The sequence below is a fragment of the Pseudoalteromonas sp. ND6B genome (assembly GCF_000764215.1).
GTDB classification, from domain to species: Bacteria; Pseudomonadota; Gammaproteobacteria; order Enterobacterales; family Alteromonadaceae; genus Pseudoalteromonas; species Pseudoalteromonas tetraodonis.
The window spans coordinates 87,356-108,031 of sequence record NZ_JQFL01000057.1 but is presented as its reverse complement, the minus strand read 5'-3'; the positions used below and the strand labels follow the sequence as shown (position 1 = coordinate 108,031).

The 20,676-nt window shown below is 41.0% G+C and carries 22 protein-coding genes; 14 read left to right on the top strand and 8 right to left on the bottom strand.

The annotated features are described in order from the left end of the window. Window positions 1-63: 63 nt before the first annotated feature. Genes ND6B_RS06330 through ND6B_RS06340 form a run of 3 tightly spaced genes read right to left on the bottom strand, consistent with a single transcriptional unit; the run spans window position 64 to window position 2,495 of the window. Window positions 64-555: a hypothetical protein gene (locus ND6B_RS06330; RefSeq protein ID WP_024601599.1), complete on the bottom strand. Its 492-nt coding sequence runs from the start codon at window positions 553-555 to the stop codon at window positions 64-66. Between the two features lie 52 nt (window positions 556-607). Beyond that, a complete protein-coding gene (locus ND6B_RS06335) occupies window positions 608-1,459 on the bottom strand; it encodes an alpha/beta hydrolase (protein ID WP_033103802.1) in 852 nt (283 codons plus the stop codon). Between the two features lie 25 nt (window positions 1,460-1,484). Beyond that, on the bottom strand, window positions 1,485-2,495 hold the full coding sequence (locus ND6B_RS06340; protein ID WP_033103801.1) for an RDD family protein: 1,011 nt from the start codon (window positions 2,493-2,495) through the stop codon (window positions 1,485-1,487). A gap of 186 nt (window positions 2,496-2,681) precedes the next feature. On the opposite strand from ND6B_RS06340, the gene ND6B_RS06345 reads away from it, so the two are divergent. Beyond that, window positions 2,682-3,206 (top strand): CIA30 family protein, encoded by a 525-nt coding sequence (locus ND6B_RS06345; RefSeq protein WP_033103800.1) that lies wholly within the window; start codon window positions 2,682-2,684, stop codon window positions 3,204-3,206. Window positions 3,207-3,262: 56 nt separating this feature from the next. Here the strand turns inward: ND6B_RS06345 and ND6B_RS20410 are convergent, their stop codons facing one another. The 5 genes from ND6B_RS20410 to ND6B_RS06360 all read right to left on the bottom strand — a co-directional run bounded on the left by ND6B_RS20410 (window position 3,263) and on the right by ND6B_RS06360 (window position 7,352). After that, window positions 3,263-3,541, bottom strand: coding sequence for a hypothetical protein (locus ND6B_RS20410; RefSeq protein WP_235420496.1), 279 nt, complete (start codon window positions 3,539-3,541; stop codon window positions 3,263-3,265). Continuing rightward, the gene (locus tag ND6B_RS20405; RefSeq protein WP_235420495.1) at window positions 3,526-3,774 is read right to left on the bottom strand and encodes a hypothetical protein; all 249 of its coding nucleotides are present in this window, start codon (window positions 3,772-3,774) and stop codon (window positions 3,526-3,528) included. Before ND6B_RS20405 ends, ND6B_RS20410 begins: the two co-directional genes overlap by 16 nt. Before the next feature lie 140 nt (window positions 3,775-3,914). Further along, complete coding sequence (locus tag ND6B_RS06350; protein ID WP_033103799.1) at window positions 3,915-4,391, bottom strand: FKBP-type peptidyl-prolyl cis-trans isomerase; 477 nt, start codon at window positions 4,389-4,391, stop codon at window positions 3,915-3,917. Continuing rightward, window positions 4,388-6,814, bottom strand: a complete 2,427-nt coding sequence (locus ND6B_RS06355) for a Lon protease family protein (RefSeq protein ID WP_008467997.1) — start codon at window positions 6,812-6,814, stop codon at window positions 4,388-4,390. The genes ND6B_RS06350 and ND6B_RS06355 overlap by 4 nt, the downstream gene beginning before the upstream one ends. Window positions 6,815-6,893: 79 nt before the next feature. Continuing rightward, complete coding sequence (locus ND6B_RS06360) at window positions 6,894-7,352, bottom strand: zinc ribbon-containing protein (RefSeq protein WP_016898941.1); 459 nt, start codon at window positions 7,350-7,352, stop codon at window positions 6,894-6,896. Window positions 7,353-7,926: 574 nt separating this feature from the next. Between ND6B_RS06360 and leuS the strand changes: the two genes are divergently transcribed. The 13 genes from leuS (at window position 7,927) to lipA (ending at window position 20,668) form a co-directional block, all read left to right on the top strand. Continuing rightward, window positions 7,927-10,515: a leucine--tRNA ligase gene (leuS, locus tag ND6B_RS06365; RefSeq protein ID WP_033103797.1), complete on the top strand. Its 2,589-nt coding sequence runs from the start codon at window positions 7,927-7,929 to the stop codon at window positions 10,513-10,515. 1 nt (window position 10,516) lies between these two features. After that, entirely contained in the window at window positions 10,517-11,008 is a 492-nt protein-coding gene (locus ND6B_RS06370; protein WP_033103796.1) for an LPS-assembly lipoprotein LptE, read from the top strand. Next, window positions 11,008-12,048, top strand: a complete 1,041-nt coding sequence (holA, locus tag ND6B_RS06375; protein ID WP_033103795.1) for a DNA polymerase III subunit delta — start codon at window positions 11,008-11,010, stop codon at window positions 12,046-12,048. The genes ND6B_RS06370 and holA overlap by 1 nt, the downstream gene beginning before the upstream one ends. A gap of 10 nt (window positions 12,049-12,058) precedes the next feature. Further along, window positions 12,059-12,688: a nicotinate-nucleotide adenylyltransferase gene (gene nadD, locus ND6B_RS06380; RefSeq protein WP_033103794.1), complete on the top strand. Its 630-nt coding sequence runs from the start codon at window positions 12,059-12,061 to the stop codon at window positions 12,686-12,688. A gap of 62 nt (window positions 12,689-12,750) precedes the next feature. Next, the gene (gene rsfS / locus ND6B_RS06385) at window positions 12,751-13,068 is read left to right on the top strand and encodes a ribosome silencing factor (RefSeq protein ID WP_013465348.1); all 318 of its coding nucleotides are present in this window, start codon (window positions 12,751-12,753) and stop codon (window positions 13,066-13,068) included. Window positions 13,069-13,105: 37 nt separating this feature from the next. Next, a complete protein-coding gene (rlmH, locus tag ND6B_RS06390) occupies window positions 13,106-13,576 on the top strand; it encodes a 23S rRNA (pseudouridine(1915)-N(3))-methyltransferase RlmH (RefSeq protein WP_002958522.1) in 471 nt (156 codons plus the stop codon). Between the two features lie 9 nt (window positions 13,577-13,585). After that, the gene (gene mrdA, locus ND6B_RS06395) at window positions 13,586-15,466 is read left to right on the top strand and encodes a penicillin-binding protein 2 (protein WP_033103793.1); all 1,881 of its coding nucleotides are present in this window, start codon (window positions 13,586-13,588) and stop codon (window positions 15,464-15,466) included. Further along, window positions 15,463-16,569 carry a rod shape-determining protein RodA gene (gene rodA, locus ND6B_RS06400; protein WP_016898947.1) on the top strand — a complete coding sequence of 369 codons (1,107 nt, stop codon included), beginning with the start codon at window positions 15,463-15,465 and terminating at the stop codon, window positions 16,567-16,569. The genes mrdA and rodA overlap by 4 nt, the downstream gene beginning before the upstream one ends. Then, a complete protein-coding gene (locus ND6B_RS06405; RefSeq protein ID WP_028834084.1) occupies window positions 16,569-17,330 on the top strand; it encodes a septal ring lytic transglycosylase RlpA family protein in 762 nt (253 codons plus the stop codon). Before rodA ends, ND6B_RS06405 begins: the two co-directional genes overlap by 1 nt. A 53-nt stretch (window positions 17,331-17,383) precedes the next feature. Further along, window positions 17,384-18,544: a serine hydrolase gene (locus tag ND6B_RS06410; protein ID WP_029609897.1), complete on the top strand. Its 1,161-nt coding sequence runs from the start codon at window positions 17,384-17,386 to the stop codon at window positions 18,542-18,544. A gap of 210 nt (window positions 18,545-18,754) precedes the next feature. Then, window positions 18,755-19,033: a DUF493 family protein YbeD gene (gene ybeD / locus ND6B_RS06415; RefSeq protein WP_016898950.1), complete on the top strand. Its 279-nt coding sequence runs from the start codon at window positions 18,755-18,757 to the stop codon at window positions 19,031-19,033. 19 nt (window positions 19,034-19,052) lie between these two features. Next, window positions 19,053-19,706, top strand: coding sequence for a lipoyl(octanoyl) transferase LipB (lipB, locus tag ND6B_RS06420; RefSeq protein WP_016898951.1), 654 nt, complete (start codon window positions 19,053-19,055; stop codon window positions 19,704-19,706). Beyond that, window positions 19,703-20,668, top strand: coding sequence for a lipoyl synthase (gene lipA, locus ND6B_RS06425; protein WP_013465357.1), 966 nt, complete (start codon window positions 19,703-19,705; stop codon window positions 20,666-20,668). Before lipB ends, lipA begins: the two co-directional genes overlap by 4 nt. The last annotated feature ends 8 nt before the right edge of the window (window positions 20,669-20,676 follow it).

The window sequence follows — 20,676 nt, the reverse complement described above, 5'->3', positions numbered from 1 at the left end:
AATTGATAGCTGTCGGTTGTCAGCTATCAGTATATAAATACAACCCCAATAATTTAGTAAGATTTAAACATCAGGGTAATTTTTTATCCATTGATCAGTACACCCTCTTTCAAGATAAATTGAGATTGTTTTCTTTAAAAGACGACTTGTCATGTCCATTAATGCAGTTGTTCCCCCAGTAATTGCATTTTTCTCATAAATATAGCGACTTTCAATAAAGGTATGTCGATATCTTTCAATCAGTATCAATGAAAGGTCGCTTGAAAATTTATGCTTAATTGAAGTTGGTAACGCATTAAATAGATACACCAAATCATGTGCATTTTCTTTTTTATTAAGAACCTTAGCGTTAAATTGATATTTTTCGTTTATTAATCCATCATTGCTTACTACTTTGCAGTTAAAGCTTTTAAGTAATATCTCCAAAGCTAATGCTGCATTAGCTATCGAAATACTAATTGAATGACTCCACATAAGCTCTGATGCCTTCAAATATAGATATGATGTTTCAATCATATGAGGAGCTAAAACCCAATCATAGCTGTCATCGTTCATAGCCTTTCCTTAAAAATAATCTAAATATTTTTATTCTTATAAAACTAGGTTTCTAGTTACTTAATAATTCTTTAATCCCATAATACCAACTAAGTGCGGCGACTGTGCCATGGGTTTCATCTTCAAAATAACGTTGATTTATAACTAAATTATCGCTCGGGTGCGCTTTTAACTTTTTAGCAAACGCTAAACCCCATTGGTAATTTGTTTTACCAATTTCGCCAAACGCTTCGACATTATTTGCAAAGGTAAAATACACATTGCCGTTAAGCTGCTTATTTATAAATTGGTTATCATTAAAATAACGATTGAGGTAGTTATTATCCCACAGATAGGTTGCATCAATAATTAAGTAATCTGTAAATAGCGCATGGTTGGTAAGCAATACATAGCTGGCAAATAAGCCACCGAAAGACTCGCCAATTAATACGCGTTTAGTTGATGTCCGGTAATTTTTATTAATGAGTGGAATAAGTTCTTTTTCAAAAAAGGCGCTGTAGTTTAAGGCGTTGCCGATATTTTCAAATCTTTCTAGGAGTTTACCGTTAAATGTCCAATCAACATTGGTTGGGGTAAAGTCACGCTCTCTTATCGCATTTTTACTATTAGGAATGGCTACTATAATTGCTTGCTGTATTTGCTGCTCTAGCCGGTCCGTACTAAGTGCCTCTACTAGCCCAGCTACGGCTTTTAGATGTGTTTGGTCACCATCGAGCAAGTAAATAACTGGATATACTTTATTAGGGTTTTCATTATAGCTTGGCGGTAAATAAACGCTAAAGCTGCGTTGCTCACCTAAAATAACAGACGTAAGCTGATGCGTTTTTGCGAACACAATATTTTCTGACGCATACGAAACCGTAATAAAATACAGATTAATAAATACAATTAATAAAGCTTTCATAACCATCCTTGTAATAAGAGCAAAATTAACTTTTAACAGTCTCTTCTACCGTTTGCACATTTACAACTTGGTTAATACTCCCTTTAATAACCACCGTGGCTGATATTTTATCTTGAATAGCTTGTCTGTTTGGGTCCCAGTACACTTGTAAAAAGCCTAACAAGCCGGTGGCAAAACCTGCGCCGTAACCACCGTAGCGGCCAAAACAATCAAGTAAACCCAGCGGTTCACCACTTAATGCAACCACTCGGGTGTTACAGAGCTTTTTACCAGGGGTTTGACCGCGCCATAATAAAGAAAACAGTGTGAAGTACACAGCCGCCCAGCCAAAACCCAAACCTAAATCTTGAATAATACCTTTACCCCACTGCAAAATACTGTGCGTGCTTGTTTGTGCGGGTTTATCTTCTATTAACTGCGCAAGCTTTAATTCATTATTTTCACCAAACACTAATAATTGTAAAAATGCTTTTGCAAGTTGTGGGTTTTGTAAGTCGTCCATTTCGGCTAATTTGGGTACTTGCCCTATCAAATTATCAAGCGCATTTTGTTGGCAAAGTTGCTCACAGCTTTCGTCGGCTGTTTGCACTAAGTAGGCATTTACCTGCTTTTTTTCTGTGGAGGTAAGCTGAATGTCATCCTGTATTTTTAAGCCTTTAACAGTTAAGCCTTGAACAGGGTCATCGCCTTCTAAGTAATCTATGCCAATTGAAAGCACAGCAAGAGCGCTTACAAATAAAATACTTGCTGCTACTATTTTTAATATTCTTCGCCACACACTCGACATTTTAGGAAGGTATTGCTGCGCCGTTCCTTTGTAAAAAGCCATCGCAGCAACGAATGCAATAATAGTCGCACTGAGCTTTGCAGCTATGAATATTAATGCAACATCAATAATCATAGCTAATGCGCGCCGAGTCGGCGAAGCCAAAGGCAAGCCAAGTAAAGCATTATCAACCTCAAAGGCATATGGCGTGATCACTTCTCGAGTTTCGGCTTTAGATAACGCTAATTGTTCTAATTCTTGTGCTTTCATTATTATACTTGTTATTAAAATAGGTAACGCGATTAAATTACGCGCTTTTTAATTTTTGCTCAAGCGAATAAAATGGATAACGAGAGTTCACATTGAAAATAGCCGCTAGTAATAGATTAATTCTTAAAAGAGTGAACAATTAATCTATCGTATCGTATTAAATATAAAAGCTACGAGGAAGAGCTTATGACAACCAAACAACTCTCATCACTTTTCGTTTTTAACTTACTGTTTGCCACAACCGAGGCAAACGCCAATGCTCGCTGGTATGTAGTGAATGATTCGGTGATGGGTGGCATTTCTAATAGTCAGGTTTTGTATGAAAACGACAATTTAGTGTTTACAGGCAATGTATCGCTTGCAAACAATGGCGGGTTTGCTTCTATTCGAACGCTATTGGATGTACAAAGCCAAGACATCACTAAAATTATGCTACGTATTAAGGGCGATGGTCAAACCTATCAATTACGTTTAAGAACCAATGAGTACATGGATGGTGCGGCTTATACCCGCTCGTTTAGTACCACAAAGAACGAGTGGCTTAATATTGAGTTTTTACCTGAGGATTTTCAGCTTACTTATCGCGGCCGCTTACTTGAACAACAACCTACAATTAACTTTAAAGATATAAAGCAGCTTGGGTTTATGATTGCAGGTAAACAAGCGGGAGAATTTAGGCTTGAGGTAGAAAAAATTGAGTTTAAAAACTAACTTTTCTGCGTACATTACAAGGTTAAATAACCTGAACTAATACAGTTAGACTTTGGTTAAATAGTAAAGTCGTCGCCTCGCCTTTTCATTTCGTTGATTACTAGCTCAATAATTTGTTGTTTTATTGCTGCCTGCTGTGACTTTACCTCACTAAGTTGCAGCTCCAATCTATTTATCTCTTCTTGTTGTTGCTCGGTTTTATACTTTTTAGCTCCCATATGCTCAGCATCCATAGTTAAGCGACTATCGCCTTCAGCTGGCCCATATTGGCTATTATCTATGGTTAAACTGCGTTGTACCGTACTCTGCTTAAGCTTATTTACTTGTTCTTGCAATGCAACCACTTGCTGGGTGAATATTTATATGCCTTTTCTAAATTTTGATATTGCTCAGCAAATGTTGCGTTATCTTCGCTGTATTTTTGAACCTTTGCATCTAAAAACTCTGATAAAACATAGTCAGGTTCTTCCTCTGATTTATCATCAATGCGTTGCTGTTCTGATTCTATTAAAAGCTGGTTGTTGTAATTAGATGCTTGATATTGGATTGAGCTGGTTGAAATCTTCATTATTTTATCCCTAAAATGAATTTGTCACTATTTTAGGTATCGACTGATATTTTAAATTCTTGAGTAGGATTGACTGATAAGAGCAAATAAAAAAGCCCTACTTGATTAAAGCAGGGCTTAAAGTATTTTTTACCTTAAAATTACGACTCAATAGCCAGTAATTCCACCTCAAAAATAAGCAATGACGCAGGAGGTATACTCCCTACCCGCTTTTCACCATAGGCAAGCTGGTGCGGTATATAAAACTGAAATTTATCGCCCGGGCTCATCAGTTGCAGACCCTCAGTCCAGCCTTTTATAACTTGGTGCAAGCCAAAGCTAATCGGAGTTTTACGCTCCACTGAGCTGTCAAATACAGTGCCGTCGATTAAAGTGCCGTGATAATGCACTTTCACCATACTCGTTGAGCTAGGTGTATTTTCGCTATCCCCTTTATGGATTATTTTATATTGCAAGCCAGACGCGGTTTCTTGAACGCCTTCTACCTTTGCATTGGCAATTAAGTAATCACTTTCAATTTGCGCATTAGCGATTGCTTGCTGCTTGGCTTTTTTACTGTTTTTAAAAATCAAAACGCAAAAAATAGCGATAACAATCAGTAAAATAATATTGATCATAACTCCCCTTTTTCATCTTCTGAGTCGTCTTTATCGTCGCTGTTATCGCCGTTAACAATATCAGCAATGTCTTTTAATCGTGCTAATGCAATGCCATTCACTGAATCTTCTGGGTACTGCTCATCAATCATGTCACCCGCGTCAATGTCCATTAGTAAGTTTAGCGCTTGGTCAACTGTTTCAACGGCGAAAATATTAAATTTACCCAGTTCAACCGCATTGAGTATTTCATCATCAAGTACTAAGTTAACTTGGTTTGATTTTGGAATAATAACGCCTTGCTCACCCGTTAAGCCACGCATTTTACATAGCTTAAAGAAGCCTTCTATTTTTTCATTTACGCCACCGATTGCTTGCACATCACCATGCTGATTAATAGAGCCAGTTAGTGCAATAGATTGGCTTATTGGTAAACTGGTGATCGCCGATATTAGCGCACAAAGTTCAGCAAGAGAGGCGCTATCACCATCTATGTAGCCATAGCTTTGTTCAATGGCTATATTCGCACTGAGTGTTAAGCTAAAGTGTTGCGCATATTTGTTACCTAAATAACCGGTAAGCAACATTACCCCTTTTGAGTGAATTGCTTTACCCAGCTCAGCTTCGCGTTCCACATCAATAACGCCATCAGCACCCGCATAAACAGTGGCGGTAATGCGTGCAGGTGTACCAAACGAAGTATCACCAATGTGCAGTACCGTTAAACCGTTTACTTTACCTACGGCTTGCCCGTCGGTCGCAATTAAGGTGTGGCCTTCTTTTATATCGCTGAGCATATTTTCACTAATTTGCCCTGTACGGTATTGTTTGCCTTCAATCGCTTCGTCAATATGGCGAGCATCAATCACCGTCAGCTTATCTTGCTTAGCGTAAAAACTAGCCTCAGCCACAAGCTCTAGTACATCAGCAAAACGGGCTGAGAGTTTATTATGGTGCTCAGCTTGGCGATAACTAAACTTAAGCAATCGCACCATTGCTGATTCGTTTAACGTGCACTTTAATGTTTGCTCGCAGTAATCACTGACTTTAGTAATAAACTGATACTGCAGCTTATCGCTGCTTGGTAAGTAATAATCAAAATCGGCAAGTACTCTAAATAACTCGGCAAATTCTTCGTCGTATTCACCGATGGTGTAATAGAGTTCACGTGAGCCGAGTAAAATAATTTTCACATCAAGCGGTATTAACTGCGGGCGAAGCGTAAAGCTACTGCCAACTACACTGTCTTGATAAGGTAAATCATTTTTTATTTGATGCGTTTTTAGCGACAGCTTTAGCCCATCCCACACTTGGGGTTGAGCCATTACTTTTTCAGCATCCATAATTAAATAGCCGCCATTCGCGCGGTGCAATGCACCTGGTTGAATTGATCGATAGCTGGTAATTAACGACCCTTGCGATGTGGCATATTCAATTTTGCCAAAAATATTACCAAAAGTGGGGTTCGGCTCGTAAACAACCGGTGCCGCATCGCCTTCTTTATATTCGACCAAAATATTAGGCGCAAAAAAGTCGGTAAGCATGCCTTTACGATCAAAGTCTTCTTTGTTTTCTTCGCTTTCACCTTCATCATCAAGCCATTCAAGGACGGCATCAATAATTTCTACACGTATATCTTTTAAATAACGCAGTACACCAATATGGCTGGCATATTTATGTTCTAAATCTTTTAATAACGGTTTAGTGGCTTGCTCAGCAGTAGACTTTTTAAGGTTGCGGAGCTTTTCTTTCGACTCGCGTTTCCAGCGCGGTAACTCAATAAGCGCTTCAATGAGGGCATCTTCTAATTTTTCTATACGCTCAAAAAACATCTCGCGTAAGTCATCTTCAAGATCAGAAAACTCATTATCGGTAAGTTGTTTACCATCAATCAGCGGTGCAAAGCCGACTACGCCTTTTTCTTCAATTAGTGCCACGCTTTGTTCAAGCGCGGCTATTTCTACCGCGGTAATTGCACCGTCGTAAGCATCGTTAAATTCACGGTCTATCGATTTTTTCTTACGCTGATAGGCTGGGTTATCAAATGCAGCAGGAAAAGTGTCGAGCACTTCATCAATAAATGAGTCAATATCATCGGCTAATTGTTTGCTTTGCCCTGCATGCATAAATAACGCAATAGGCTCACGGTGATCGTCGTAGTTATTAACATATAACCATTCGTGCGGTGTTGTGCGCTCTTTAGCGTGTTGTTTTAATTTGTCTTTTACTAAAGTAAAACGCCCGTGTGCCGCCTCTCCCATTACATAAACATTATAACCGGGTAGGTCCATTCCTAAAGAAAAGTCCAATGCACTTTGCGCACGTTGTTGGCCTATAAAGGTAAGTTGCTCAGGGTATGGATTACTCATGCAAGTGTTTACATGGCTCGATGAAATACTCGGTGCAAGATTTGATACGGGTAGTGGCAGCAATTTTTTCGTCATTCTAACTTCTTTTTTTACCAGCATATTCGCTAGATTTTGAACGTATTGAGTGGCTATATAAGCCACTCAATATTCATATTTAAGGTTGTAAAGCCTGGCGGCTAAAATAGATGCCATCACACTGTGTACACGGAATAATTTGCGTTGCATGATAAACATCGTAACTATGGTTGCAATTCTTACATACTAATGTGCCCATGGCTATCCATTCACCTGCGTGATAAACACCATTATGCTTAAAATCTTCACTTAATGACTGCCATTCAAGTTGTGTTTTGTCTTCAATATGAGAAAGCTCAAACCACAATGACTCTTTAAGCTCCTGCCATGCAAGCGAATTATAGTAGTTGTTATTTTCTTGTAGATGAGAAATGTCACGCATTAGGTAATTACGATAAAGATAATATTTTTCTTCACCTAAATCTTTAAGTGCCTGCTCGGATTCAATAAATCGCTTTACTGCTGCTTTAACTTCATGCTCTTTTACATCTTTTAACCAATCGGTTAAATCGCTTAGCCATGCTCTGTAATCTGCCATTTTTTACTCCTTCAAAATTGTGAGGGGACTGATATTTATACGGCGCTATTAGCTGTTGATAAAAACAACACCATACAGGCTTTGTTTAGGGTCTGTTGACCTTTTAAGGTTAAATTTGCAGCAGTCTGTTTGGTATTTAGGCAAGGCAGAGCCTATGTGGTGTGGTTATTCCCCATAAATAGGCGATAACGCAGCATCAATGCCAAACAGGCGCTGCCCGAAGGGTTCTGCCTAGGGGTGATTTACTCTTTGTTGCTCGGTTTTTACTTAGCCCACTAGGTTACAAACCTCGCGTCGCGATTAAATCGCCCCTAGTTTGAACAAATTGTAATCCACAAAGATCAACAGACCCTAGCTTAAACCTCAAATACTTGCGTGTAAACTCAACTAAAAAGATTAACAAACGCTAAGTTAAAACTGACTCCTAACATAGATAAGTATAGGTTAACCTGCACTGAAAACTAATTTAGCGGCAAATTTATAAAAAGCGCCGCTTTGGCGCTGTGAATAACGCTTTATTTGGGGTATCCTATCGACAATTTTTTATTAGTATGCAAGAAGTTTGGAAACGTAAATGCAAGAGCAATATAACCCACAAGACATAGAGTCAAAAGTCCAACGCTACTGGGAAGAAAACCAAGTATTTAAAGTCACAGAAGACGAGAGCAAAGAAAAGTACTACTGCCTCTCAATGTTTCCTTACCCAAGTGGTCGACTGCATATGGGTCATGTGCGTAACTACACCATTGGTGACGTGGTTTCTCGCTTTCAGCGCTTGCAAGGCAAAAACGTAATGCAACCTATGGGTTGGGATGCGTTTGGTTTACCTGCAGAAAACGCGGCTATTAAAAATAAAACAGCCCCTGCAAAGTGGACTTACGAAAATATTGATTACATGCGTAACCAACTTAAGCAATTAGGGTTTGGCTACGACTGGGATCGCGAAATTGCGACATGCCACCCAGAATATTATAAATGGGAACAATGGTTCTTCACTAAGCTTTACGAAAAAGGCCTAGTGTACAAAAAAATGTCAACGGTTAACTGGGATCCTGTGGATCAAACAGTATTAGCTAACGAACAAGTAATTGATGGTCGTGGTTGGCGTTCAGGTGCGGTAGTGGAACAAAAAGAAATTCCACAGTGGTTTATAAAAATTACCGACTATGCTCAAGAGCTATTAGACGACTTAGACAAACTAGAAGATTGGCCTGAGCAAGTTAAAACCATGCAGCGCAACTGGATTGGTCGCTCTGAAGGGTTAGATATCGAGTTTACGCGTACCGACAATAACGAAAAGTTTAGTGTATACACCACTCGTCCAGATACGTTTATGGGCGTGACATACCTAGCCGTTGCCGGTGGCCACCCAATCGCGCAAGAAGCGGCTAAAAACAACGACGCGATTGCGATGTTTGTTGAAGAGTGTAAAAACACTAAAGTTGCCGAAGCGGATATGGCAACCATGGAGAAAAAAGGCATTGCAACGGGCTTTTACGCCACGCATCCATTAACGGGCGAGCAAGTGCCTATTTGGGTTGCAAACTTTGTATTGATGCATTACGGCTCAGGCGCGGTAATGGCAGTACCAGCGCACGACCAACGTGACTTTGAATTTGCCACCGCTTATGGCCTCGATATTAAACAAGTTATTGCCCCTGCTGAAGGTTCAGAGCTTGAAGTAAACCTAAGCAAAGAAGCATTCACCGAAAAAGGCGTACTGGTTAACTCAGGTGAATTTGATGGCCTTGATTTTGAAAACGCCTTTAACGCTGTTGCCGACAAATTAGAAGCATTAGGTGTAGGTGAGCGTAAAGTAAACTTCCGTCTTCGCGATTGGGGCGTAAGCCGCCAACGTTACTGGGGCTCTCCAATCCCAATGCTGAGCGATGAAGACGGGAACGAGCTTGCTGCCACTGAAGATATGCTCCCTGTGCGTTTACCAGAAGATGTGGTAATGAATGGTGTTACATCGCCAATTAAAGCCGATCCAAATTGGGCTAAAACAACTGTAAACGGTGTACCCGCTACTCACGAAACAGATACTTTTGACACCTTTATGGAATCATCGTGGTATTACGCTCGCTACTGTAGCCCACGTCATGACGAAGGCATGTTAGACCCTGCAGCAGCTAACTACTGGTTACCAGTAAACCAATACATTGGTGGTATTGAGCACGCTATATTGCACTTATTATATTCGCGCTTTTTCCACAAATTATTACGTGACTTTGGTTTAGTTAATTCAGATGAACCATTCGACCGCTTACTTTGTCAAGGTATGGTACTTGCTGAAACATTTTATCGTAAAGATGAAAAAGGTGGCGACATTTGGATTTCGCCAAGTGATGTAAACACCGAAACCGACGACAAAGGTCGCGTAACTAAGGCATGGCATAAAGATGATGGTGAACCGGTGTTCTCATCTGGCATGAGCAAAATGTCTAAGTCGAAAAACAACGGTATAGACCCACAAGAAGTTATTGCCCAATACGGTGCAGATACAGTGCGTTTATTTATGATGTTTACTGCACCACCAGAGCAAACACTTGAATGGTCAGATTCAGGCGTTGAAGGCGCACATCGTTTCTTAAAGCGTGTGTGGAAATATGCGGTAGATGTTAAAACAGTAGGTTACCAAGCACTTGATAAATCGGCGCTTACTAACCCGCAAAAAGTACTACGTCGTGAGCTACACAAAGCAATCGCAAAAGTGAGCGATGATGTAGAGCGTCGTCAAACCTTTAACACCGCTATTGCCGCAATTATGGAGCTTTCAAACAAACTATTAAAAGCGCCTTTAAACGATACACAAGATGTTGCCATTGCTAACGAGGCACTGGAAGCATTAATAATTATGCTGGCACCTATTACACCGCATTTATCGCATCAATTATGGCAAGACCTAGGTAAAGAAGGTGATATTTTAGATGCGGCATGGCCAAAAGTTGACGAATCTGCTCTTGTTGAAGATGAAAAACTAATCATCGTACAAGTAAACGGTAAGCTGCGTGCAAAACTAACAGTGGCTGCTGATGCTACGCAAGAGCAAGTAGAAGCTTTGGCATTTGCAGAGTCTAACGTGACTAAATTTACTGATGGTGCAACGATACGCAAAGTCATTTATGTACCAGGTAAATTACTTAACGTGGTAGCTAACTAATATGGCTGCTTTAAACGCCATTAAAAACGGACTAGCCTTAGTGCTAGTCTGTTTTTTGTTATCGAGCTGTGGCTTTCATCTTAAAAAAACATCAAGCCTACCCGATGATTTAAAACAGCTAACGCTTGTGGGGGATGATCAAAAATCTGCTTTATTTAGCTATTTGCAAAGCGAACTGGCTATGAGCGATGTCACTTTAGTGCCTGCAAGTAAACAATCAGCGCAGCTTTATTTATTTAAAGAACAACTAGAGCGTCAAACCTTATCGTTGTTCCAAAACGGACAAGTAGCTGAGTACGAACTGGCATACAGCGTAAGTTATGTAGTAAAACGCCCGAAACAAAAAGCCATCGAAAAACGCTTTGAGTTATACCGTAACTACCAAGACGATCCAGATAACGCACTAGCAAAAGCAAAAGAGCTTGAGCTGCTAATTAGCGAAATTCGCCAACAAGCGAGTCGTCGTATTGTTAGAGAGTTGTCGCAACTATAATGCGTTGTTATGCAAATCAGCTATCGAGTGAATTAAAAAAAGGCTTAAAACCTTTTTATTTGGTTTTTGGCGAAGAGCCTTTTCAAGAAGCGCAATGTGTACAGCTCATTCGCGACACGGCAAAGGCACAAGGATTTGATGAAGTAATTAAATTCACTTTAGCTCAGGGCTTTGATTGGCAAGAAATAATCGCGCAATACCAAAGTATGTCGTTGTTTAGCGCGCGCACTATTATTGAGCTTGATTTAAACCAGCAAAAACCGGGGACACCCGGCGCAAACACCTTTAAAAAAATAGTAGAGCTTGAAAACCCTGATACGATCTTAATCGTAAAAGGCGCTAAGGCCAGTCAAGATGTTCAGCGCGGCGCGTGGTTTAAAGCACTTGATAAGCATGGGTTATTTGTACCCTGTTACCCACTTAGCGGAAATCACTTAAAGCGTTGGCTTGATGAGCAGTGCCAACGTTTGTCACTAAATATTCAAAACGAGGCCAAACTCAGTTTGATTAATGCCACTGAAGGCAACTTACTTGCGTGTTACCAAGAGCTTGAAAAACTAGCATTAATACACGGTGACGCTCTGATCACGCAACAACTGGTGATGCAAGGACTACTAAACCAAGCTAAGTTTGATATTTTTGATTTAAGTGATGCGCTTTTAAACGGCCACACCGCTCAGGCTATAAAAGTACTCAACAAACTTGCCAGTGATAACACTGAGGTTGTGAGTATCTTATGGGCTATCAATAAAGACCTTAATACATTATTGAGTGTGCAGCAGGGATTATTGCAAGGTGAGTCATTAGCAACCTTATTTAAACAAAAAGCTATTTGGAAAAATCAACAAGCGCCAGTACAAACAGCCATTAACAGGCTAAACATTCATACCCTAGAGAATATTAGCAGTGAACTGGCATTGTTTGATGCAAGTTACAAGCAAGGTGCATTGATTGCCCCTTACCAAGCATTGGCGCATATTTGCATTAAGTTCTGCCAACCGCTCGATATTCCACTTCCCTGCCATAGTAACCGTCAGTAAAGGGAAATACATGATTGCAATTTTTGGTGGTACTTTTGATCCCGTTCATTTGGGACACCTTAATATGGCGCAGCAATGCGTTGCGACCTTTAAATTACACTCACTCTATTTTATGCCCTGTGCAATACCTGCGCACAAAGCAGCACCGGGGATCAGCACCGAGCATCGTATAGCAATGCTTAAAGCCGCAATTACACCTTATGCGCAGTTCAAGCTTGATTTACGAGAACTGCAACGCAGCGGCCCGTCGTATTCTTTATTAAGTTTGCAAGAGCTAAGAGCAGAAAACCCCGATACCCCTATTTTATTTTTAATTGGCATGGACTCATTCAACAATTTCGATAAATGGTATCAATGGCAAACAATAACTCGCCTTTGTCATCTGGTGGTGTATCAACGCCCTGGCCAAAGCTGCCATGTACTGGGGGAACTTAAAAACTACAAACAGCAGGCTGTGACCAACGATATTTCTCTGCTCAACAAAACAAATGCCGGACACCTTTACTTTTTAGAGGGGGAACAGCTGGATGCCGCATCCAGCGAGATCCGTCAAGCCCTTAAAAAAAGTACTAAAAAGAGTGAACTATTACCCGACGCCGTGAGTCACTATATTAAGCAGCACCAGCTTTATCAAGAGTGATTGGTATAAACCCCTCAGCGTGTTAAAATAACCGCTATTAAATTTTAAATTGAGACAAAACCTTGGATTCGAAACAACTACTCGCTTTTGCACTAGACAAAATTGACGATATGAAAGCACGTGATGTGATTCAACTTGACGTAACTGGCAGCTCAGACGTAACCGATTACATGATTGTATGTTCAGGCACATCAAGACGTCATGTATTGTCAATTGCTGATAACTTAGCAAAAGAAGCTCGCCACGCTGGTGAAGAGCCATTAGGGTATGAAGGCCAAAGCGATGGTGAATGGGCACTCGTTGATTTAGGTGATGTGATTGTTCACGTTATGCAAGATCAAGCACGTAGCTATTACGATCTAGAAAAGCTTTGGGGCTAATTGCTCCCTATTTTAGACAACGCTTGGAAGTAACGTCGTGAAAATACAAATGATTGCTGTTGGTACAAAAATGCCAGCATGGGTAGAGACAGGTTTTGCAGAGTATCAACGCCGCTTTCCCAAAGATATGGCATTGGAACTCATTGAGATCCCTGCTGGTAAACGTGGAAAAAATGCCGATATAAAGCGTATTTTGCACATTGAAGGTGAAAAAACCTTAGCCGCCATACCTAAAGGCAATCGTATTGTCACACTAGAAGTAACCGGTAAAGCACTGGATACTCATCAACTAGCGAAAAACATGGAAAAGTGGCAACTAGATGGTCGCGATGTCAGTTTATTAATTGGCGGACCTGAAGGCTTAGCCCCAGAGTGTATTGCTGCCTCTGAGCAAAAATGGTCGTTATCAAATTTAACGCTCCCACACCCTTTAGTACGCATTATTGTTGCTGAAAGCCTCTACAGAGGCTGGAGCTTAAATAACAACCATCCTTATCATCGCGAGTAGTTTCTTGCCATGCTAAAACGAAGACCCACCATTCGCGACCACTCAGCAGAAGCTAATTTATTTGCTCGGCGTGCATTCGTGGGTTTTATTTTTATATTAGTCCTTGTAGCAATATTGCTGTCTAACTTGTATAAAATCCAGGTTGATGATCATCAAGATTATCAAACTCGTTCTAATGATAACCGTATAAAAGTTATACCTATAGCCCCCAATCGCGGTTTAATTTACGACCGCAATGGTGTTTTACTAGCCGAAAATAAGCCCGTTTATAACCTTGAGGTGATCCCCGAAGAAGTTGATGATTTAACCGCCTCTTTGAAGTCTATCAGCAAAATCATTGAAATAACCGAGCAGCAACAAGCTGATTTTCTTGATGATATAAAACATACTCGACGTTTTAAAAGTCAAGTCCTCAAAGCCCGTTTAAATGAAAACGAAGTAGCGATGTTTTCAGTAAACCAACATAAGTTCCCAGGCTTTAGTATTGAGGCACGCCTAGCGAGATATTACCCCTTTGGCGATACTTTAACCCATGCATTAGGCTATGTCGCAAAGCTCAATAGAAAAGAATTAAACAAGCTTGAACAACAAGATGAAGCCACAAACTACCGAGCCACGCATGATATTGGTAAACTGGGTATCGAAAAATACTACGAGCCGTTATTACATGGCCAAGTTGGCTCACAACGAGTTGAAGTTAATAACCGCGGCCGAATTATCCGCACTTTAAGTATGGATCCACCGCAAGCGGGTGACGACTTAGTACTTACTCTCGACATTGGTTTACAACAAATAGCCCAACATGCACTTAAAGATATGCGCGGCGCTATTGTGGTAATGGATGCAAAAGATGGCGGCGTTTTAGCGCTGTATTCAAACCCAAGTTATGATCCCAATTTATTTGTGCACGGTATTAGCAGTAAAGACTACAAAGCCTTACTCAACCCTGATCGTCCACTGATCAATCGCACGACTCAAGGTCGCTACGCACCAGCATCTACTGTTAAACCACACATGGCTATTTTGGCATTAGAAGAAAATATAGTGCAAGAAACCACCAGCATGTGGGATCCGGGCTTTTTTCAAATTCCCAACGTAGAGCATAGATGGCGTGATTGGCGACGTTGGGGCCATGGCCATGTTGATGTTTATAAAGCAATAGAAGAGTCATGCGATACCTACTTTTATGACGCAGCCTATCGAATGGGGATCACAAAAATAAGTAACTTTATGGCTCGCTTTGGCTTTGGTGAATTATCCGGTATTGATATTCATGAAGAAACAACCGCTATTTTACCCTCAAAAGAGTGGAAAGAAGCCCGTTTTAAAGAGTCTTGGTGGCCTGGAGATACTATTTCTGTAGGAATTGGCCAAGGTTATTGGACTGCCACCCCCATTCAAATAGCGAATGCCACTAATATTTTAGTTAACAGAGGGATAAATCACCCTCCGCATTTAGTGCAAGTTGCTAAAAAAGAAGATCAAATTACTCAGCTCAATAATGAAGAAAAACCGCCGGTTGTACTCAATAACGAAGATAACTGGCGCATCGCGATTGATGCCATGCATAACACCGTTAAAAAAACCACCGGAACTGCCCATCGTGCGTTTAAAGGGGCTACTTATGACCCTGCAGGTAAAACCGGTACTGCCCAAGTGGTGAGTATTGCTCAGGGCGAGCGTTACGACGCCGATGCACTCAAAGAGCGCCAACGCGACAACGCCATTTATATAGGTTTTGCCCCGTTTAATAACCCACAAATTGTTGTCTCTATTGTGGTAGAAAATACCGGTGGGGGAAGCTCAGTAGGTGCGCCCATTGCGCGCCAATTAATGGATTACTATTTTGCAGCTAACCCAATCCAACCTTCAGGGGACAAAGCACCATGACGGCTTTACATGATAAACGCTCTATTTGGCTGCGACTGCATATTGATTTGCCACTTTTTATTGCGTTATTGCTGATGATGGCCGGTAGTATCACCATTGTATACAGCGCCTCAGGGCAAGACGCTGCCATGATGGTTCGCCATATTACGCGAATGGCTGGCGCCATTATAGGTATGTTTGTACTTGCTCAAATTCCACCAGCGACTTTAAAACGCTTAGTTATTCCCATGTATTGCCTAGGATTACTCATGCTGGTTGGGGTACTGCTATTTGGTGTAAGTTCTAAGGGAGCTCAACGCTGGTTAGATTTAGGCATTACTCGCTTTCAACCCTCAGAGCTAATGAAACTAGCGGTTCCGATGATGGTTGCTTGGTATATTGGCCGCCACCATTTGCCGCCGCGTCCGTTACATTTAGTCATTGGCTTTGCCATTGTTATGCTGCCTACCCTACTAATTAAAGAGCAACCTGATTTGGGTACCTCAATTTTAATCGCCAGTTCCGGTGTATTTGTGTTGTTTTTATCAGGCTTAAGCTGGCGTTTAATCGGCTTTTTAAGCTCGGTTGTTGCTTTGGCAGCATGGCCATTTTGGCACTACGGTATGCACGATTATCAAAAGCAAAGGGTACTGACCTTTTTAGATCCTGAGAGCGATCCGCTGGGTTCTGGCTATCATATTATTCAATCAAAAATTGCCATTGGTTCAGGCGGTATCGAAGGTAAAGGCTGGCTGCAAGGCACGCAATCGCAACTAGAATTTTTACCTGAGCGACATACTGACTTTATTTTTTCAGTACTGAGTGAAGAGTTTGGCTTATTTGGTGTGTGTGTTTTACTTAGTTTATATTTATTTATTATTGGCCGTGGGCTTTATATTGCGGTTAACGCACAAGATGCGTTTGGTAAACTATTAGCCGGCTCACTCACACTTACATTTTTTGTTTATATTTTTGTAAATATTGGCATGGTATCGGGTTTGCTGCCTGTTGTAGGTGTACCGTTACCATTAATTAGTTATGGCGGTACCTCGATGGTGACCCTGATGGCTGCATTTGGCATTATTATGTCGATTGCCACAGATAAAAGGATGCTCTTAAAATAATGCGCCTTTACAAACAACTTATAATTATTATTCTCGTTAGCCTCTTTTTAAGTGCATGCAGCAGTTCAAATAGTCGTTACAGCATGCGCCATGATGCGGCGCCGCTTCGTGCACCGACCGAATTAGAAATGCAAGATGCCATTGTTACTCAAGTTATTAAAAGTGCGAGTACTACGCGCCCCTACGAAGTGCTTGGCAAACGTTATACCCCGATGCTCGATGAAACCGGCTATTCAGAAACGGGCATTGCTTCGTGGTATGGCCGTAAATTTCATGGGTATCACACCTCTAATGGCGAAATTTACGACATGTTCGCGATGACCGCAGCCCATAAAACGTTGCCTTTACCTAGTTTTGTGCGGGTAACAAATACGGCTAATGGCAAATCAATTATTGTTCGTGTTAATGACCGTGGCCCCTTTCATGATAATAGAATTATTGACCTTTCTTATGCCGCTGCATACAAACTTGGATACCATAAGTATGGTACAGCAGAGGTTAAGCTAGAAGCCATTACTCTAGCCGATACCCATGCACGAAAAACCTACGTTCAAGTTGCCGCGGGCAGTACCTTAGCCAACATAGAAGCGTTAGCAAGTACACTGCGAGAACAGTATAAGTTACCGACAAATATCGTTGAAAAAGACGCTATTTATAGATTGCACTTAGGGCCAATAAAAGATGCCCAACATGCGCAACAAGTACTAGAAACATTAAAACAAAATCAATTTCAAAACGCGTTCTTGCTTTACACTCAGTAAGCCCTTTAGAATGGGAATACGCATATTTTTAACTTTAACCATTAATGAGTATGATGAAATCTATTAAACATAAAATTCTTACTGGTGTTTGCGGCTTAGTCTGTTCTGCCGCCGTATTTTCAGCCACCGCCCAAATTATTCCAGCGCCTCCTCAAGTTAATGCAAAAGGTTACTTTTTGGTGGACTTCACCACAGGTAAAGTCATTGCACAAGGCGAGGCTGATACCAAACTCGCACCGGCCAGCTTAACTAAAATGATGACCAGTTATGTAATTGGTACCGAAATTAATGCTGGTAATATTGCGCCTACCGATATGGTTACTGTTAGTGAAAAAGCGTGGGCAAAAAACTTCCCTGAATCATCAAAAATGTTTATTGAAGTCGGTAAACAAGTTAGTGTCGATGATCTTAACCATGGCATTATTATTCAATCAGGAAATGATGCATGTGTTGCTATGGCAGAGCATATTGCTGGTAGCGAAAGCGCGTTTGCAGATTTAATGAATGCTCACGCCGAAAAAATAGGCATGACTAATACGCATTTTGTTAATAGCCATGGCCTTGATACTGATGCGCATTATACAACGCCACGCGACATGGCAACATTAGGGGCTGCACTTATCAGAGATGTGCCTGATGAATACGCTCTATATAAACAAAAGTCTTTTACCTTCAATGGCATAAAGCAATATAACCGCAACTCTTTGTTGTGGGATGAAAGCCTAGATGTAGATGGTATTAAAACGGGTCACACATCTGATGCCGGTTACAGCTTAGTCACCTCTGCAACAAAAAACGACATGCGTTTAATTGCCGTTGTAATGGGCACCTCAAGTGAGCGCGCGCGTAAAGTAGAAAGTAAAAAACTACTAAACTACGGTTTTCGCTTTTTTGAAACAATTACCCCGTATAAAGCCGGCGACAGCTTTGCTGAGCAACGTGTTTGGATGGGCAATAAAGAGAATGTTTCTTTAGGAATTTTAGAAGATACACCTATTACTATTCCTCGTGGTCAGCATAAAAACCTTAAAGCAAACTTTGAGCTAGACGATACCCTTGAGGCACCTTTAGCTAAAGGCACAAAAGTAGGTACTTTATTTTTACAGCTTGAAGGCGAAGATATTGCACAATATCCGCTAGTTACACTTGAAGAAATACAAGAAGGTAGCTTCTTTAGTAAAATATATGACTACTTACGCTTACAGATTATGTAATTGCGAGTAAAGTAATATGAACGCCTCCACTGTGAGGCGTTTTTTTTTGCTTGAAAAGTGCTAGAATGCGCCCCATATATACCAATCGTATTGAATGACTATCATTGGCTTGGGTCAACAATAGCATCATTTCAAGATTGCCATTAGCCTGTCAGTTTTAAGCTTCGCGTTTTAGCAAAGCCAACACTTTTTGTTTGAGGAGTTCCCGTCGTGGTTGAACCTGTTAAAGACACTAAATTTGATGAGTACTTAGAGTACCCTTGCCCATTTACATTTAAAATTATGGGTCTAGCTAATGTAAACTTAACTGATCAAATTTTAGCTAAATTACAACCTATTGCTCCAGGTGATTATGCGCCAAAAGTAAAACCAAGCAGTAAAGGTAATTACGAGTCTGTAACGCTAGTAGCTACTGTAACAAGCGGCAAACATATTGAAGAAATTTACAACGTGATCAGCAACATCGATGACGTACGCCATATGCTTTAATCCATAGTTGAGATTTGTTGTGAGCGAAAACACCCTAATCGTACGCCAACTGGGTCGTCAGCGTTACATGCCGATTTGGCAAAAAATGCAAGACTTTACCGACACCCGTGATGAAAATACCCCAGATGAAATTTGGCTGGTAGAGCACGAAAGTGTATTTACCCAAGGCCAAGCCGGTAAAGATGAGCACTTGCTCGCCCCAGGTGACATTGAAGTGATTAAAGTGGATCGTGGCGGACAAGTAACTTACCACGGCCCAGGTCAGCAAATGATGTATGTATTATTTAACTTACGTCGTTTAAAGATTGGCGTACGAGAGCTAGTAACATGGCTTGAGGAATGTATTATTGAATCCCTTGCTGAGTACGGTATTGATGCATACGCAAAAGCCGATGCACCCGGTGTTTACGTGAACGACAGCAAAATTGCCTCTTTAGGCCTAAGAGTTCGTCGTGGCTGCTCATTTCATGGTTTAGCATTAAATGTTAACATGGACCTAAGTCCATTTTTACGCATTAACCCTTGTGGTTATGCGGGCATGAATATGGTGCAAACTAAAGAATTAAATGGCCCTCAAAACCTTGAAGCTGCAGGTCAAGGGCTGGTAAAACACATGATCAAAAAGCTTAATGCAACACAGGTTAAGCATACTGAAGGGTTTGAAAACGAATGAATAAACCAGTCAAAATGGAACCAGGTGTAAAACTACGCGACGCAGAAAAAATGGCGTTGATCCCCGTTAAAGTTTTACCAACTGAAAAAACCGAAATGCTCCGTAAGCCAGAGTGGCTTAAAATCCGCTTACCTAAGTCAACCGAGCGGATTGACGGCATAAAACAAGCAATGCGCAAGCATGGCCTTCACTCTGTATGTGAAGAAGCCTCGTGCCCTAACTTATCAGAATGTTTTAACCACGGTACGGCGACCTTTATGATTTTAGGGGCTATTTGTACACGTCGTTGCCCATTTTGTGATGTAGCACATGGCCGTCCATTAAAGCCCGATGCAGCAGAGCCTGAAAAGCTTGCACTGACCATTAAAGACATGAAGCTAAGCTACGTAGTGATCACTTCGGTAGACCGTGATGATTTACGTGACGGTGGCGCTCAGCACTTTGCCGATTGTATCCGTGAAATTCGCAAGCACAATCCAGAAATCACCATTGAGATATTAGTCCCTGATTTTCGTGGTCGTATGGACAGAGCGTTGGAAATATTAATTGAAACGCCGCCAGATGTGTTTAACCACAACCTAGAAACAGCACCACGTTTGTACAAATTGGCGCGTCCAGGTGCTGATTACAAGTGGTCACTTGAATTATTACGTCGCTTTAAAGAAGCACACCCTGAGGTTAAAACTAAATCGGGGTTAATGGTTGGTTTAGGTGAAGAAATTAGCGAAATTGAAGAAGTACTGCGTGATTTACGTGAGCACAACGTTGATATGCTAACCGTAGGCCAATACCTACAACCCTCTAAGCATCACTTACCAGTAAAACGCTACGTGCCGCCTGCTGAGTTTGATGCACTAAAAGAGTATGCTGATGAAATTGGCTTTACACACGCGGCTTCTGGCCCGTTTGTACGCTCAAGCTATCACGCAGATCAACAAGCAGCGGGTAAAGAAGTAAAATAAGCCTGCTG

What these genes read in the sequence shown, in the direction of transcription:
- ND6B_RS06335 (WP_033103802.1), bottom strand. Translation starts at nt 1,459, where the DNA reads ATGAAAGCTTTATTAATTGTATTTATTAATCTGTATTTTATTACGGTT.
- ND6B_RS06330 (WP_024601599.1), bottom strand. Translation starts at nt 555, where the DNA reads ATGAACGATGACAGCTATGATTGGGTTTTAGCTCCTCATATGATTGAA.
- ND6B_RS20405 (WP_235420495.1), bottom strand. Translation starts at nt 3,774, where the DNA reads ATGAAGATTTCAACCAGCTCAATCCAATATCAAGCATCTAATTACAAC.
- holA (WP_033103795.1), top strand. Translation starts at nt 11,008, where the DNA reads ATGCGTTGTTATGCAAATCAGCTATCGAGTGAATTAAAAAAAGGCTTA.
- mrdA (WP_033103793.1), top strand. Translation starts at nt 13,586, where the DNA reads ATGCTAAAACGAAGACCCACCATTCGCGACCACTCAGCAGAAGCTAAT.
- ND6B_RS06410 (WP_029609897.1), top strand. Translation starts at nt 17,384, where the DNA reads ATGAAATCTATTAAACATAAAATTCTTACTGGTGTTTGCGGCTTAGTC.
- ND6B_RS06355 (WP_008467997.1), bottom strand. Translation starts at nt 6,814, where the DNA reads ATGACGAAAAAATTGCTGCCACTACCCGTATCAAATCTTGCACCGAGT.
- ND6B_RS06345 (WP_033103800.1), top strand. Translation starts at nt 2,682, where the DNA reads ATGACAACCAAACAACTCTCATCACTTTTCGTTTTTAACTTACTGTTT.
- ND6B_RS06350 (WP_033103799.1), bottom strand. Translation starts at nt 4,391, where the DNA reads ATGATCAATATTATTTTACTGATTGTTATCGCTATTTTTTGCGTTTTG.
- ND6B_RS06405 (WP_028834084.1), top strand. Translation starts at nt 16,569, where the DNA reads ATGCGCCTTTACAAACAACTTATAATTATTATTCTCGTTAGCCTCTTT.
- ND6B_RS06360 (WP_016898941.1), bottom strand. Translation starts at nt 7,352, where the DNA reads ATGGCAGATTACAGAGCATGGCTAAGCGATTTAACCGATTGGTTAAAA.
- ND6B_RS06370 (WP_033103796.1), top strand. Translation starts at nt 10,517, where the DNA reads ATGGCTGCTTTAAACGCCATTAAAAACGGACTAGCCTTAGTGCTAGTC.
- lipA (WP_013465357.1), top strand. Translation starts at nt 19,703, where the DNA reads ATGAATAAACCAGTCAAAATGGAACCAGGTGTAAAACTACGCGACGCA.
- ND6B_RS06340 (WP_033103801.1), bottom strand. Translation starts at nt 2,495, where the DNA reads ATGAAAGCACAAGAATTAGAACAATTAGCGTTATCTAAAGCCGAAACT.
- nadD (WP_033103794.1), top strand. Translation starts at nt 12,059, where the DNA reads ATGATTGCAATTTTTGGTGGTACTTTTGATCCCGTTCATTTGGGACAC.
- leuS (WP_033103797.1), top strand. Translation starts at nt 7,927, where the DNA reads ATGCAAGAGCAATATAACCCACAAGACATAGAGTCAAAAGTCCAACGC.
- rodA (WP_016898947.1), top strand. Translation starts at nt 15,463, where the DNA reads ATGACGGCTTTACATGATAAACGCTCTATTTGGCTGCGACTGCATATT.